The sequence below is a fragment of the Halomonas sp. KO116 genome, from assembly GCF_000734975.2.
Lineage (GTDB): Bacteria > Pseudomonadota > Gammaproteobacteria > Pseudomonadales > Halomonadaceae > Vreelandella > Vreelandella glaciei.
Map to the genome: position 1 here is coordinate 2187917 of NZ_CP011052.1, position 15010 is coordinate 2202926.

At 52.6% G+C, this 15010-nt stretch carries 12 protein-coding genes; 5 read left to right on the forward strand and 7 right to left on the reverse strand.

Features of this window, described 5'->3' with window-relative positions; translation table 11 throughout:
- Window positions 1-22: 22 nt before the first annotated feature.
- From KO116_RS10150 to KO116_RS10180, 7 genes are all read right to left on the reverse strand, one after another.
- On the reverse strand, window positions 23-1234 hold the full coding sequence (locus KO116_RS10150) for an MFS transporter (RefSeq protein ID WP_035557555.1): 1212 nt from the start codon (window positions 1232-1234) through the stop codon (window positions 23-25).
- Window positions 1235-1242: 8 nt separating this feature from the next.
- Entirely contained in the window at window positions 1243-1746 is a 504-nt protein-coding gene (locus KO116_RS10155) for a hypothetical protein (RefSeq protein WP_035557558.1), read from the reverse strand.
- A gap of 95 nt (window positions 1747-1841) precedes the next feature.
- Entirely contained in the window at window positions 1842-3098 is a 1257-nt protein-coding gene (locus KO116_RS10160; RefSeq protein WP_035557561.1) for a DEAD/DEAH box helicase, read from the reverse strand.
- 280 nt (window positions 3099-3378) lie between these two features.
- The gene (locus tag KO116_RS10165) at window positions 3379-3876 is read right to left on the reverse strand and encodes a hypothetical protein (protein WP_035557564.1); all 498 of its coding nucleotides are present in this window, start codon (window positions 3874-3876) and stop codon (window positions 3379-3381) included.
- A gap of 65 nt (window positions 3877-3941) precedes the next feature.
- The gene (locus tag KO116_RS10170) at window positions 3942-4547 is read right to left on the reverse strand and encodes a PqiC family protein (protein ID WP_235272544.1); all 606 of its coding nucleotides are present in this window, start codon (window positions 4545-4547) and stop codon (window positions 3942-3944) included.
- 10 nt (window positions 4548-4557) lie between these two features.
- Window positions 4558-6258, reverse strand: a complete 1701-nt coding sequence (pqiB, locus tag KO116_RS10175; RefSeq protein ID WP_035557567.1) for an intermembrane transport protein PqiB — start codon at window positions 6256-6258, stop codon at window positions 4558-4560.
- A complete protein-coding gene (locus KO116_RS10180) occupies window positions 6251-7573 on the reverse strand; it encodes a paraquat-inducible protein A (RefSeq protein ID WP_082072575.1) in 1323 nt (440 codons plus the stop codon). Before KO116_RS10180 ends, pqiB begins: the two co-directional genes overlap by 8 nt.
- Window positions 7574-7985: 412 nt before the next feature.
- Here KO116_RS10180 and KO116_RS10185 point away from each other — a divergent pair, with 412 nt between their 5' ends.
- From KO116_RS10185 to cydC, 5 genes are all read left to right on the forward strand, one after another.
- Entirely contained in the window at window positions 7986-8963 is a 978-nt protein-coding gene (locus tag KO116_RS10185) for a calcium/sodium antiporter (protein WP_035557573.1), read from the forward strand.
- A 231-nt stretch (window positions 8964-9194) separates the two neighbouring features.
- Window positions 9195-10610, forward strand: a complete 1416-nt coding sequence (locus tag KO116_RS10190) for a cytochrome ubiquinol oxidase subunit I (RefSeq protein WP_035557576.1) — start codon at window positions 9195-9197, stop codon at window positions 10608-10610.
- Window positions 10611-10612: 2 nt separating this feature from the next.
- Window positions 10613-11614 (forward strand): cytochrome d ubiquinol oxidase subunit II, encoded by a 1002-nt coding sequence (cydB, locus tag KO116_RS10195; protein ID WP_035557579.1) that lies wholly within the window; start codon window positions 10613-10615, stop codon window positions 11612-11614.
- 3 nt (window positions 11615-11617) lie between these two features.
- The gene (gene cydD / locus KO116_RS10200; RefSeq protein WP_035557581.1) at window positions 11618-13291 is read left to right on the forward strand and encodes a thiol reductant ABC exporter subunit CydD; all 1674 of its coding nucleotides are present in this window, start codon (window positions 11618-11620) and stop codon (window positions 13289-13291) included.
- Window positions 13288-14994 (forward strand): thiol reductant ABC exporter subunit CydC, encoded by a 1707-nt coding sequence (gene cydC, locus KO116_RS10205; protein ID WP_035557583.1) that lies wholly within the window; start codon window positions 13288-13290, stop codon window positions 14992-14994. Before cydD ends, cydC begins: the two co-directional genes overlap by 4 nt.
- Window positions 14995-15010: the final 16 nt, after the last annotated feature.

The following is a 15010-nucleotide window of genomic DNA, read 5'->3' on the forward strand; positions in this document are numbered from 1 at the left end:
GGCTTTATGCGAAAACTGTTAATCAGAAAGTGGGCGTTACACGCTGTATCAAAAGTTCGCCGCTCTGGTCATCCAATCGCTGATTGCGGCCCGCCAGTAGCGCGAAGCCACAGCAAACCGTGATCAGTGCGATTAACAGCCAAGCTATCTGTGATGTGTTGGCGCCCGATTGCAGCATAATCCCCACACCAAAAGGCCCTAGTGCTGCCAATGTATAACCCCCGCCCTGAACGAGCCCAGAAAGCTGACCGGCAAGGCGCGAGTTGGCTGTGCGTAAGACTAACAGGCTTAGCGCCAGGCTAAAGCTGCCGCCCTGGCCGATACCCAGTAGTGCAGCGCCTGGCCATTTCCATATTAGTGGCGCGATCAGCAGCATCCACAGACCAAGGGCGGTGCTAAGCAGCACAATCAATAGCGCGGGGCGCTGATCACGTCCCATACGTGCAAGCCAGGGGGCGCTCAGTGCCGAGGCAAGCTGGCACATAATAGAAATCGCCATGGTCCAGCCCGCATCGGCCTCGTTATAACCGCGATCAACCAGCAGTGTAGGCAGCCAGCCAAATACGATGTACGCCATGGATGATTGAATGCCCATGAACAGCATAACGTGCCAGGTGAGCGGTTGTTTAAGAAGCCGTAAAATACCGCTTTTGCGCGCTGTAGGCGTGCTTGTCATTGTGGTGCGGGGCATTTGGAAGTGCCACAGCACCAGCGCGAATAGCGCCAGCAATGACCAGCTCATCAAGCTCGCCTGCCAACTGCCGAGCAGTTGCGTTAATGGGACGCTAAACCCGGCTCCTAACGCGCCACCTAAGCAGAGCGCCATGGTGTATAAGCCGGTGAGCAGGTCTGCGCTGTCGGGGAGTTCACGCTTAACCAGGGCCGGTAGCAGGGTGCCGCCAATGCCGATCGCACAGCCTGCCATTGCTGAGCCGATAAAGAGCCCACCGGGGAGGGGTAAACCACGCAAAATCAACCCAGCAGCCAGCAGTGTCAGTGCCGCACTCAGCGCCCGTTCGCTGCCTATGCGTTTAGCCAGGGCAGGGGCAAGTGGGGCGGAGAGGCCTAAAAACAGTACTGGGAGCGTGGTGAGTAGCCCCGCAGCAGTAGCGGAAAGCCCCGCGCTTTCTTGCAGGCGAGTAAGCAATGGGGCAACCGAAGACATGGCGGGGCGTAAATTAAGCCCCACCACAACCATCAGCAAAATAAACGTAATCGAGCGACGCGTTGCCATACGAGTATTTACTTAAGGTGGGGACGCAAGTCTCCGCGAACGGCATCGAGTAGCGTAATGAAGTGGTAGTCCTGGGGAGTGTCCAGACAGTCGACCCTGACGTTTGTGCGCATGCCTTTATCCATATTCAACTGGTCAAATATTTCTAAAGTAAGCTTGCGAGCAGGTTTATCGCCTGGCGCCAAGATGCCATCTTCAAGGGTAAAGGTTTCAAGCAAGGTAACGCGTACACGAGTGCTATTGCCTTCGCTAAGCACACGGCGCACAAATAGCCAGCCTTCGCAGGGAAGTGCGTGGTTGTCATCCCGTTGGCGTAAGAAAATCGTGCGGTAGCAGGCGCCTTCAACCGACGCTTTTTCAGCCATGCTGCGATAGGCCTGTACCACCTGATTAGCCGACGCCCGGGCGTCCTCTAAGCGCTGTACGATCCCTTGATGTTCGCGGCTGAGCTGCTCTTGACGTTGAAACGTCAGCCATTGGCGGTACTCGGCCATCAGTTGAGAAGACGCCATAATCACTCCGTGAAAAGTATTGGCTAAAATAGCTGCTGGAAACAGCGGCTTGGAATATGCAAAAACGACACCTTCGCATATTCCTGCACTCTGAGCTAGCGCCGCGCGCGACGTTTACGCTCGCCACCGGTATTGGCACTCTGGCCTTCGGGTTTGCGTTTAGCGCGAGGCTGACGTTGATTGCGTCGGCCATTTTCGATGGGCTCAGGTTTGATACTGGGGTCGGGCTCAAAGCCAGGTTCAATGTGCTTTGTTAGCTTCTGCTTGATTAGCCGCTCAATATTGCCTAGCAAGGCATCTTCATCGACACACACCAATGAAACGGCTTCGCCATTGCTGCCAGCACGACCGGTGCGGCCAATGCGGTGGACATAATCTTCCGCCACGTTGGGTAGGTCAAAATTGACGACGTGGGGCAACTCATTGATATCCAGTCCACGAGCAGCGATATCGGTGGCCACGAGTACCTGCAGGTCACCGCTCTTAAATGCCGTTAGCGCGCGAGTGCGAGCTCCCTGGCTTTTATTGCCATGGATCGCCATGGAAGGGATGTCCTGCTTGGAGAGCTGCTCTGCAAGGCGGTTAGCGCCATGTTTGGTGCGCGTAAATACCAGCACCTGGAACCAGCCGTTTTGCTGAATCAAGTGGGCCAGCAACTCACGTTTCTTCTCGCGATCAACACGGTAAATCGCCTGCTCAATTTTATCGGCAGTAGCATTACGCGGCGCTACTTCAATCATCGCCGGATTATCCAGCAGCTGTTGTGCCAGGGTCTGGATCTCATTAGAGAACGTCGCCGAGAACAGCAGATTTTGGCGCTTTTTGGGGACCAGACGCAGCAAGCGCTTAATGTCATGAATGAAGCCCATATCCAGCATGCGGTCGGCTTCATCAAGCACTAAAATCTCTACACAGGAGAGATCCACATGCCCTTGCTGGTGAAGATCCAGCAAGCGGCCTGGGGTGGCAACCAGTACATCCAAACCGGCTTTTAGTGCATCGATTTGAGGCTGTTGGCCGACGCCACCAAAAATAATGTGGGAGCGTAGTGCCAGATGCTGGCCATAGGTCGACACGCTTTCGCCTACCTGAGCGGCAAGCTCACGGGTAGGGGTTAGCACCAGTGCACGTACCTGACGTTTCCCAGGTCGTTTGCCGGTGTTTAAGCGTTGCAGCATTGGCAGCGTAAAACCAGCGGTTTTACCAGTGCCGGTTTGGGCGCTGGCCAGCATGTCGCGGCCTTCAAGTACAACGGGAATAGCCTGTCGTTGTATCGGGGTAGGCTCAGTGTAACCTTGCGCTGTGACAGCGCGTAATAAATCGGCGTGCAGGCCAAGTTCAGAAAAGCTCATGCGTTCTCCGCAATCACCTAGTGAGTTAATACCGGTAAGTGGTTATTGTCACTAGATGTAATGTTCAAAAAGCGAGGTTGATTGACCTTCGCGGCAGCGAAGTGTGCCAGATATCTCAACATGCCGCGATGGTCGTTAGTTAGCCGTGGATGACCGTGAAAGGAGACGTGAAGATTACAGCGCTAAGAAATGCTGAGACTGATGTGCACGGGCACATCAGAAAACTTACGTATCAGTAATTAGCCGAGCAGTGTAACACGAATATACAATGCCAGCCTGTTTAGCTCTCTTGTGTCAGTGGTGAATGCTGGGCATGAAGAGGGATCAACCGAGCTAATGTCGCGGGCGGTAATTGCAGCTGGGCAAGCTCGCCAGGTGTTAACCCAAAAAATTGCTCGGGTGTGAATACGCCTAGCTGAAATAGTTGTTGTGCCGTCGCCGGTCCCAACCCATCAAGGGCGAGTAGTCGTCGTGCAAAAAGAGAAATAAAACGATTTTTTTGTTTGTTATCGAGCTCGGCGCAGGTGGTTTGATAGTAATTTCCCGCGTGCAGCGTAATAAATTGCTCAATACGCTCAAGCGCGGCTAGCGTTGACGCGTCGAGCGAGTGAATGGCTAACTGATCGAGTAGAGCGTCGTGACTATGCAATGCTGTTTCAAGGGTTGCGAGTGTCGCCTCTCCCTCCAGCAGGGAGGTCACTGTCTGCATTAACGCATTGACCGCCTCGCGCAGTTGTTCAGCGGGCAATTCAGCAGTGTTGTTCGTTTCAACTATCATGAGAACATTCCTGAGAAGGCTGATATTTAGCGTAGTTCAGCAAACCGTGGTTAGTAAGCCTTGAATTAATTAAAATAATTGCCTTGGCGTATTTCATTGGCGATAAGCTCGGCGGCTTGATCCCAGCTTTCGCTCAGAGCGCGCACGAGCGCTGGGTAGCCATCTGTTTCAAGCGGTGTCTCCGAGTAGAAATTCTCCATTACCAACAGTTCGCCAGCACTGTTGACTAATTGCCATTGGCCACTCGCGACGGCGACACCATCAAAACGGCCTTGGAATTGATCAACAGTAAGGCGCAGGGTCAATGCGTTAGCGGGTTCGCCCTCTGCGCGCATCACCCTGAGCGTGGGCATCGCTTGCGATAAATTGGCGCGCATGCGGCGTTCTAACTGCCTATCCAACCCTTCCGCCCACTGATGCTCACGTGCCGCGTTCAGCGTAATATCGTCTAACTGCATCACTATGCCGTCAACGTCAAGATAATGCGCAAGTCGAGGGCTACTCAGTACGAGTGTACCCTCTGGCTGGTTAGTGGTACTGCTCACAGTGTCGCTCGGTAGCATATAGCGCGCAGGGGGAGTAACACTGCTGGCGCAAGCGGTTACCAGTGCGCAGATCATTAGTAGCAGTAAACACTTGATCCAGTTCGTCATACTCGTCCCTATAAGCATGGAGGGCTCCTTAATCACGTGGCGCGCGCGGAATGGGGTCTTGGGCATCCAGGTTATCAAACAGCAGAGCCCTGGGATTGTCGTTAAGCGTGCGGGTAAGTGGCTGCAAGTCACGCATTAAGCGATCCAGTCGTTCGATGGCAGTGGTGAGCTCTTGGTAAGCGGACGATGACGGAGACAGCCCTTCCAGCGTGCTACGTAGTTCCTCAAGAGTCCCGTTTAGGTTGCCACCAATCGCCTGGGTCTCCGGATCATTCAGCAGCTGATTGAGAGAAGCGCTTACTTCACGTACTTCATTAAGAACACCCTCAGAGGCCTGCAAATTACGATCCAAGCCAGCAAGTAACGGCTCAACCTCAAGGCTGTTCAGTTTCTCAAGCAAATCGGTCACTTGTGCTTGAATCTGCGCAAACCCGCCCGCCACCGTAGGGAATACGTCGCGCTCAGAGAATCGTTCAGCGACATACTCGTCGGCAGGGTCTCGTTGGAAGTTTAAGTCGACAAACAGTGCGCCTGTCAGCAGATTGCCACTTTTGAGTGACGCGCGAAGCCCCAGACCAAACATGCGCTCGAAACGAGCTTGCCACTCTTCTAGATTAATATCGCTATTTTCAATACCCAGGCGCTGCGGCTCAATCCGTATCAAGACAGGAATTGCAAAGCGCGCGCGCGAGTCAGGCTGAGGAGCGGTAAAGTTCCAGGGCACGGCGGCAACAGTGCCCATTCGCACCCCGCGAAACTCTACAGGGGCTCCTTTTGAAAGACCGCGAACCGTTTCATCTACCAGCAGTACATACTCTAAGTAACGATTAAAGGTGCCTTCTCGTGCCGCATCTTCATCAGCATAAAGGGTGAAGCGCGTATTGGCTTCGACTGGCTGCCCCATAGGTAGGTCTTCAGGTACGCCAAACGTAACGCCGCCGCCGAGTAAGGCTTCAATGGATTCGACGTTAACGCGTACACCATCAGCACCTAAACGAAAATCAATACCACTAGAGGTCCAAAAACGTGTGCTGTCGGTCACTAAGTCGGTATACGGCTCTTCAATAAATACCTGATGCTGCATAGTGCGTGAATCAGGTTCAAAGCTATTTTCTTCAATGCGCCCCACGGTGTAGCCCTGATAGGAAACCGGGTCGCCGACGCGAAGGGAGTTTCCCAGTTGGCTGGTTAGGCTTAGTCGCAGGCCTGCCTGCCCGGCCGGGGCGACGGGAGGGATATCGCTGACAGGAAACTCGCGTCTAGGTGCTTCTTCAGTGCCGGGCTCAAGCTGAATGTAAGCGCCGGATAGTACGGTACCCAAGCCACTAATCCCTTCACGCCCAATGCGCGGTTTAACCACCCAGAAGCGACTATCTTCGCGCAGCATATCCTCGACTTCCGGCTGGATGCGTGCGGTTAATACTGCATGAGAGAGATCATCGGATAGACGCACACTCTGTACACGACCAATTTCAACATTGCGACTGCGGATCAGTGTATTGCCCGCTTCGATGCCCTCTGCATTATCCATGGTAAGCGTGACTTGGGTGCCCCGACTGGAGTAGTTGTCATATACCAGCCATAAGCCAATCGCAATGGCGACGATAGGCACTACCCAAATAGGAGAAAGGCGCGTTTGACGCGATGTCTTGGCCTTATTTAAATCCTGTTCGCTGGCGGAGTCAGCATTAGCCTGGTTGGAAGTAGGCGGAGTTGTTTCATTAGCCATCAACAGGTTCCTTGGTGGCCGCTTTACGGCGAAGAAGAAAGTGGCGAAGAGAGTTTCTATGGGGAGGTGATGTATCCCATATTAAGCGTGGATCAAATGTCATCGCCGCCAACATGGTTAACACAACCACAGAGCCGAAGGCGAGTGCAGCTGGACCTGGTGTAATTGACATTAATGATCCTGCGCGGATCAGCGCCACCAAAATAGCGACCACAAAAACATCGACCATCGACCAGCGGCCGATAAATTCCGTTAAGCGATAAAGCCGAGTACGGCTTTGGGCATTCAAGACGCTGCTGCGTCTAACGACTAGGCAAAGCCAGGTTAAGGCAACTAATTTGCCGACTGGTACGATAACGCTGGCTATGAAAATGACGGCTGCAATTGGCCAGGAGCCCATCTGTATCAGTTGAACGACACCGCCTATGATGGTTGATGGTGAAGAGTTGCCCAAGCTTGTGGTGGTCATAATAGGGTAAACATTAGCAGGAATGTACATAATCGCGGAGGCGCCCAGCAGTGCCCATGTGCGCTGTAAGCTATGCGGTAACCGCTGGTGAAGCTTTTCATGGCAGCGAATACAATGTCCTCGGCCCTGTGGCGATAGACGATTAATAAGCCCGCAGGTGGGGCAGCCAGTTAGCCCTTGGCCAGCGGCAGGGATTCCAGTTTGAGTGCCGTCGGGGGCCAGGGGTTCTCCCTCTAGCGAGAACCACATCCAATCTGCGTCGATAGATTGAGTGGTCATCAGTAGTAGCAGTGCAAACACGCAAAAACCCCAAAAGGATATACCTAGCTCAACATCGGCTAGGCCCGCTATTTTGATCAGGCTTACCAGGGCGCCAATAATAAATACGTCGGCCATCATCCATGGCGTTAAATGCGCTAATGAGCGGGCTATATCGCGGCTAAAAGGCAGAGGGTGATCCCGCAAGAGGCCAAACTGGAGCCAAAGCACGCCAAGCAGGTATACCGCTGGCAATACCACTATGGTCATGATGATGGCGATTGCGACGAGCGGTTGATGAAAGCCAATCAGGGCAGTGGCGGTTTGGGTTAACTCAATGCGGTTGCTAACCCCGCTAACGGTAAAACTAATAAAAGGAAATGAGACGGCCACCATTAGTGCAATGAGAGATGCGATGGCGAGCGCCATGCTGCGCTGAGCAGGGTAGCGATGGCGTTTGACTAATACATGCGAGCACCTTGGGCAGCTTGCTCTTTCACCAGAGCTGAGTGGTGGTAGTGCGGATACCCAGTCACATTCATGACAGGCGCGCAAACGCCTTCGCTGAGTTCGAGTCTCAGGCGGCATGAGGTCAACAAGGGGGGTGTTAACCGGTAGTGCGCGGCGCTTTATCAATCGTTGTGGAGGCAAAAACCAAAACTCTCAGTGCGAATACCTAGCTAAACTACTAGGATGTGGCGAATTAAGCTGTTAATTACACATTTTAGCAAGTTTATGTCACTGAAATAATGTTCAAAAACATAGCCAAGCCGCTTGACCATGGCATCAGTTTAGACAACGATGCTGCGGCGCAATGGCGAGTGGCGGCGGATGAACAGCACTGCCGGTTGCTTCTCTGCCAGGATAGCTCCTCAGCAAGAGGTCGCAACGTGATGGTTAGCGTTGCTAGTAAAATCATCTTGGCGCCCTCGCTATGAGGGGGCGCTAAGCTACAAAACGTTGAAATTAGTGCCGTTCATTATGCCATGAAGGAAATGAAATGCTGCTTCCCACATTAGCGGTTGTGTTTGGTTTGATATTATTGGTTTGGAGTGCTGAAAAGTTTATTGATGGCGCTGCAGCCACATCGCGTTGGCTTGGGCTTTCGCCGCTGTTGATTGGGATGCTTGTCATCGGTTTTGGTACCTCGGCCCCAGAAATGATGGTATCGGTGCTGGCGGCAATAGATGGTAACCCAGGGCTGGCGGTAGGTAATGCATACGGCTCTAATATTGCTAATATTGGCTTAATACTGGGGCTAATAGCGCTTATTTCGCCATTAGCCGTTCATTCCAGCGTTATCCGTAAAGAAATGCCAATACTTATGCTAGTCATGCTGGTGACTGGCTTGATGCTGCTGGACGGTTTTGTAGCACGCTGGGAAGCTGTCTGTCTTTTACTGGCATTAGTGGCTTTTATCGTTGTTAGTATTATTCGCTCACGTAGTCAGCCTGACGACGCAATCGTATCTGAAGTAGCTGAGACCCTGGATAGCAAACCGATGTCCCGGGGTAAATCCATTATGTGGACCCTGGTAGGGCTGCTGTTTTTGATCGCTAGTTCACGTCTATTGGTGTGGGGGGCGGTTGAAATTGCGGTTCGCTTCGGTGTCAGTGATTTGATTATTGGTCTAACCGTCGTCGCTATTGGTACTTCGCTGCCGGAACTCGCCTCTTCTATTAGCGCTCTGCGTCGGAAAGAACACGATATGGTGTTGGGCAACGTGGTCGGTTCTAACCTGTTTAACAGCTTGGCGGTCGTTGGCCTAGCGGGGGTTATTGCGCCCATTGAAGCAGGTCGGGAAGTATTGGTGCGCGACTGGAGCGTGATGACGGGTATGACACTGCTGATGATTCTATTTGCGTTTTCTTGGCGTGGTCGCCCACGGCGCATTAATCGTTTGGAAGGTGGGATATTGCTGGCGCTTTTTGTCGCGTACACCGGCTATATGGTAAGCGTCGTTATTATGTCTCGTTAGACGTATGTTCCTAATAGCGCAGCGCTATGGTGCTTGGTGCGTCAATGCGACCCATCTTGGGTGTTAGGTTGTCAATGTATGATGGTAACTTAATATATAATATGTTTAAAAAATTAACATAGTTAAGAAATAAGCTTAGTGCTTATAACTAAAAGTGCGCTGCCATTAAGGCTCAACTAAGCTTGTGTTAACTCGTTGATGGAATATCGATTCAGGCCTTAGGAGAGTGAAATGGAACTTGATCCGCTCGTATTATCGCGATTGCAATTTGCATTCGTTGTGTCGTTTCACGCGATCTTCCCCGTGTTTACTATTGGTCTGGCGTCCTACATTGCGCTGCTTCATGGGCTGTTCTTCAAAACGAAAAATCCAGCCTGGGACCGCCTGTCGCTCTTCTGGACAAAGGTGTTCGCCGTTGTCTTTGGCATGGGGGTGGTGTCTGGCATTGTGATGTCCTTCCAGTTTGGTACTAACTGGAGCAATTTTTCACAAGCATCCTCGAATTTCCTCGGCCCTATGCTGAGCTATGAAGTGGTGACAGCTTTCTTCTTAGAAGCGGCTTTCCTGGGCGTGCTGCTATTTGGGCGTGGAAAGGTTCCTCAAGGCGTCCACCTCTTTGCGGCCATTATGGTGGCGGTGGGCACCTTTATTTCGTCCTTTTGGATCCTATCGGCTAACAGTTGGCTGCACACGCCGGCAGGGGTAGAGCTGATCGACTTCCGTTTCCACGTCACCTCTTGGACAGAGGCGATCTTTAATCCGTCGTTCCCATACCGCTTTATGCATATGGCCGTTGCCTCCTTCCTGACAGGTGGCTTTGTTGTCGCAGGGGTGAGCGCATGGTTTCTGTTGCGTGACCGGGACCCAGAAGCTAACCGCCGTGCGCTCTCAATGTGCCTTTGGCTGTTGCTGTTTTTGGCACCTACCCAGGCCGTTATTGGCGATTTCCATGGCATCAATACGTTAGAGCACCAGCCGACTAAAGTGGCTGCGATGGAAGGGCATTGGGAAACCTCCGGCAATGTGCCGCTGTTGTTATTTGCTATTCCTGATCAAGATGCGCAAACCAATCACTTTGAGCTGGGTATTCCTAATCTGGCCAGCATCATCTTGACCCACTCTATTGATGGGGAGGTGCCGGGGATTAGCGAGGCGGCGCCTGAAGAGCAGCCGCCAGTGCTGATCATTTTCTGGGCCTTCCGAGTCATGGTAGGGATTGGCCTACTCATGATTGCAGTGGCGTTAACGGGATTAGTGTTACGCATCAAAGGTCGTATCTTTGATAAACGGCTATTTTTAAAAGGCTTGACTGCCATGATTCCTATGCCATTTGTCGCTGTCTTGGCGGGCTGGATCGTGACTGAGTCAGGTCGTGCGCCTTGGCTCGTTTATGGAATGATGACGCATGCCGAAGGCTTAACGCCTTCACTAACGGGCCCTATGGCGCTATTTACTCTGATTGGTTATATCTTGGTTTACGCCGTGGTGTTTTATGCGGGCATTTATTACCTCACGCGCGTGGTGCGCAACGGTATGCTGCCTGAAGAAGAGCGCGATACAACCGATGAGAACTTCAAGCGGCCCATGCGCCCAATGTCTGCTGCGCATACCCCTTTTGACGATGACGTTGACCCGGTGAGGAGCTAGACATGGAAATGTTTGATCTGACGTTAGTTTGGGCCTTTATCATCGGTTTCGGCATCATGATGTATGTGTTGATGGACGGATTTGATTTGGGGCTGGGGATTCTTTACCCCTTTGCTCCTGATGAAGATGCCCGCGATGTGATGATGAACTCAGTGGCACCGATATGGGATGGCAACGAAACATGGCTGGTGCTAGGCGGGGCTGGTTTGTTGGGCGCTTTCCCGCTGGTTTATTCAGTTTTCTTGCCGGCTTTATATATCGGCGTCTTCTTAATGCTGGCGGGCTTGATCTTTCGTGGCGTAGCTTTTGAATTCCGTTTTAAATCCAGGCGCAATCGGCGCTGGTGGAACCGCGCTTTCTGCTGGGGATCGGCTATCGCCGCATTCGCTCAAGGAGCTGTTGTCGGGGCTTATATTCAAGGCTTTCCAGTGGAAAACTTCGCCTATGTAGGCGGCGCCTTTGACTGGCTGACGCCTTTCTCAGTGCTGACCGGGCTTGGTTTAATGGCAGGCTACGCCCTGTTGGGGGCCACTTGGTTAATTCTTAAATCAGAAGGTCATGTGCAAGATTGGGCTTACAAAATTACCCCAATGCTGCTGGCGCTGGTGCTGTTTGTTTTTGCCGTGATCAGCCTATGGACGCCGTTCATCAATCCACTAGTGTGGGAGCGGTGGTTCGGTAATATTCAGCTAATTTGGGTTTTCCCCGTCTCTGCACTGATCTGTGCTTTTATCGTCTTTCGTTCGGTTCAAAAGCGTCGTGAAGGCGTACCTTTCCTAGCGACTATTGGTATTTATGTCTTTACCTATTTAGGTCTAATTGTAAGTAAATGGCCAGTCATCGTGCCGCCAGACTATACGCTGTGGGATGCAGCCTCTTCGCCTGAATCACAGCTGTTTTTACTGGTGGGAATGGTGTTTGTTATTCCGATTATATTGACCTATACCGCTTGGACCTACTGGGTATTCCGCGGCAAGGTGCGTGTAGGCGAGGGATATCACTGATTCATGGTAACTGAAGAAACGCTCTCCCTTTCGCCGCGCAGTTGGCTTCAAACATTGGCCAGGGGAGAGCGTAAACGTCTGCTAGGCTCTGCACTTTGCGGCGTACTGGCAGGTAGTCAAACGGTTGTGATAGTAGTGGGTCTTGCCTGGCTTATTGATCAATTGGTAATTCACGACCAGTCGCCAATGTCTTTACTGCCGATATTTTCTCTATTGGTGGGCTGTGTGCTTTTGCGCGCCGCCTTTCAGTGGGGGCATGAAACGCTGAGCTTGGAAGCGAGCCTGCGAATACGTCAGCGTGCCAGAGCTCAGTTGCTCGATAAATTATCTGCATTAGGTCCCGTTTGGCTTACCAGTCAGCATAGTGGTTCATTAGCCAGTCAAGTGGTTGAACACATCGATACGCTAGAGGGTTATTTCGCGCGTTTTTACCCTCAACTGCGTATCACGTTCTGTTTACCACTGTTGATCTTGGCGGTGGCAGGCTGGCTTGATTACTTGGTGGCACTTTTCCTGCTGCTTTCTGCACCGCTTATTCCGCTTTTTATGGCGTTGGTCGGTATGGGGGCGGAACGCCTTAACCGTGACCAATTCGTTGCGGTATCGCGATTGTCTGCGCATTTTATTGATCGGGTGCGCGGTATGACGACGTTGCAGCTATTTGGACGTACCTCCGCCGCACAGCAGGATGTTTGGTATGCCACCGACGAATATCGGCGTCTGAGTATGCGTACTTTGCGTTTGGCTTTTCTCTCTTCTGCCGTCCTCGAGTTCTTTTCTTCAGTCGCGATTGCAGTGGTGGCCATGTATGTCGGTTTTGGCCTGTTGGGCTATATCGAGTACGGGCCATCTTCGTCACTGACGCTTTTTTCTGGCTTAGCGGTGCTACTGCTCGCTCCCGAGTTTTTCCAGCCTCTTCGTACGCTTTCTCAGCACTACCATGATCGCGCGGCGGCACTCGGTGCCGCCGAAAGTGTAGTGAATATACTTAATCAGCCAAGCTTGGTGAGCGGTCATCGTCATTTGCCTCCGCTGTCGGAAAGATCAGCCATCGAATTAACGGCTGCCTGCGTTGCTTATCCCAGCCGAGGGCAAGTAATAGGCCCGATCACTCTCACTATTCAAAAGGGGGAGGTGGTGGCGATTAGCGGTATCTCCGGTAGCGGAAAGTCGACACTGTTGGCGCTGCTGGCGGACTTTATCGCCCCCAGTGCGGGAGAGTACTGGCGACAGGTGAATAGCCATTATGCCTGGCTGGATCAGCAGCCTTGTCTCCTGCACGGAAGCTTGATTGATAATCTCCGCTTAGCGGCTCCTGACGCTTCTCGTGAAGAAATGGTTGCAGCGCTTCAGCGCGCAGGTTTTGGGGCTCTTTTAACCCAACTGCCCGAAGGCCTAGATACATTAATTGGTGAGCGTGGAGTTGGACTGTCGGGGGGGCAGGCTCAGCGTTTGGCACTTGCCCGCGTTTATCTCAGTAATGCTCCACTGGTACTGTTAGATGAACCCACGGCGAGTTTAGATCAAGAGACAGAGCAGTTCGTTATGACTGCTCTACTTGAGCTTGCGCAAGAGGGACGAACGCTGGTGATCGCTACTCACCACCCCGCCGTCATCGCCGTTGCTCATCGTCACTTTGCTTTTGAGAAGGGCGAGCTGGTAGAGGTGGTCTCATGATGGGGACTTACCGTGAATTCCGCCCTTGGTTGCTGCTTCTAGTTCGGAGGCGCAGGCGCTTCTTGTTAGGCGCTTTGCTGGTATGGATCACCCTGATAGCAGGACTGGCGCTGCTGGGCCTGTCGGGTTGGTTTATTACTGCCAGCGCGTTGACAGGGATCGCTCTATCCTTAGGCCTTCCAACGCGACTGGATGTTTATGTGCCCGGCGGTGGCATTCGTTTTTTTGCCTTGGCGCGTACCATCGCCCGTTATGTTGAGCGGCTGTATAACCATAATACGGTGCTAACGCTACTGGCTGACTTGCGGTATCGGGTATTTGGTTATTTAACCCACTTCGACGATGCCCGCTTGCACGGTGAGCGTGCCAGCGATTGGCTAAGCCGGTTAACGGCGGATATCGACACGCTGGATAACTTTTATCTCCGGCTCTTGGTGCCACCGTTAGTTGCGCTGCTCGGCGTGGTAGCCGTCTCGCTTTTTGTGGCTATTTGGTTGCCCGGCGTCGCCGTTCTGATGGCGTTGACACTAGGCGTGCTGTGGCTAGTAGCAACACTCTTGGCTGCTGTTTGGGGGGGGTCGCAAAGCTATCAGCAGGTGGTTGATCAGCAGTTGCTGCGTCGTTTAGTGGTTGACCAGGTGCAGGCCTCGGCTGAGTTGATGAGTTACCAAACGGCCGAGTGGCACCGTACGCTTATCGCCAGTCAAGAGCGGCAGGCGTTTAGCAACTCGCGCCGATTAGGGCGTAAGACTGCGCTATTAAATTGCGTGGTGAGTGTTGTTAGCGGCGTCATGGTAGTCGCAGTCGTGTGGTTGGCTAGCCTAGTGTTTAGTCAGCAGTTGGTAGCGGGGCCTATTTTGGTGATGGCTGCATTGATAGCACTGGGTGCCAATGAGGCGTTTATTACGCTACCTGCTAGCTTTATAAAGCTAGGCGCGAGCCATGCTGCGGTTCAACGTTTAAATGAATTAGCCGATGTTCCAACGGCAAGTAAGGCCTCTGCTACTCTACCAGAAGGGCGCGGCCTAGATATTCAGGCGAATCAGCTCTCTCTGCGCTATGCCCATACACTTGGGCCCGCGTTAAGTAAGGTTGAGTTTTACCTGCCCGCCGGAAAGCGAGCGGTGATAACCGGCAACTCCGGAGCCGGTAAATCTTCTTTAGCCAGCCTGTTAATGGGGCGCTTAAAAGCGACGCAGGGAGAGGCGATGGTCGGCGGGGTGCCATCGTTGCAACTTTCGACCGAAAGCCGTGCTCATCACTTTGCCATGCTCACCCAGCAGGTAGATCTTTTTGATGCTTCGATAGCCGAGAATTTGCGTATTGCCAACCCCACCGCTGGCGATGAGATGCTTTGGGAGGTCTTGAGGGCGGTAGCGATGGACAGTTGGGTTGAGCAGTTGCCAAAAGGGTTGGCGACAGCGGTGGGGGAGAAAGGTCATCAGCTCTCGGGTGGTCAGGGCAGGCGTTTAGCTTTAGCGCGTCTGATGCTAAGTAACCCTCAAGTCGTGATTCTAGACGAGCCGTTTGCTGGTGTTGATTCAGCGACAGCTAAGCATATTGCGGCTTCCTTGGATAAATGGCTGATTAATCGAACGGCTATCTTCTTTCTACATCAAGTGAGTTCGCTAAAACTATTGCCTGGGATCGAGTACCACTGGCATTTAGATGCCGGTAAACTTAGCCAATGCCCGCTGAAATAATCGATAATGAATGACA

Bases quoted from the DNA above. Each gene is read 5' to 3' on its own strand.
- KO116_RS10150 (WP_035557555.1), bottom strand. From the start codon at position 1,234: ATGGCAACGCGTCGCTCGATTACGTTTATTTTGCTGATGGTTGTGGTG.
- KO116_RS10155 (WP_035557558.1), bottom strand. From the start codon at position 1,746: ATGGCGTCTTCTCAACTGATGGCCGAGTACCGCCAATGGCTGACGTTT.
- KO116_RS10160 (WP_035557561.1), bottom strand. From the start codon at position 3,098: ATGAGCTTTTCTGAACTTGGCCTGCACGCCGATTTATTACGCGCTGTC.
- KO116_RS10165 (WP_035557564.1), bottom strand. From the start codon at position 3,876: ATGATAGTTGAAACGAACAACACTGCTGAATTGCCCGCTGAACAACTG.
- KO116_RS10170 (WP_235272544.1), bottom strand. From the start codon at position 4,547: ATGCTTATAGGGACGAGTATGACGAACTGGATCAAGTGTTTACTGCTA.
- pqiB (WP_035557567.1), bottom strand. From the start codon at position 6,258: ATGGCTAATGAAACAACTCCGCCTACTTCCAACCAGGCTAATGCTGAC.
- KO116_RS10180 (WP_082072575.1), bottom strand. From the start codon at position 7,573: ATGCCGCCTGAGACTCGAACTCAGCGAAGGCGTTTGCGCGCCTGTCAT.
- KO116_RS10185 (WP_035557573.1), top strand. From the start codon at position 7,986: ATGCTGCTTCCCACATTAGCGGTTGTGTTTGGTTTGATATTATTGGTT.
- KO116_RS10190 (WP_035557576.1), top strand. From the start codon at position 9,195: ATGGAACTTGATCCGCTCGTATTATCGCGATTGCAATTTGCATTCGTT.
- cydB (WP_035557579.1), top strand. From the start codon at position 10,613: ATGGAAATGTTTGATCTGACGTTAGTTTGGGCCTTTATCATCGGTTTC.
- cydD (WP_035557581.1), top strand. From the start codon at position 11,618: ATGGTAACTGAAGAAACGCTCTCCCTTTCGCCGCGCAGTTGGCTTCAA.
- cydC (WP_035557583.1), top strand. From the start codon at position 13,288: ATGATGGGGACTTACCGTGAATTCCGCCCTTGGTTGCTGCTTCTAGTT.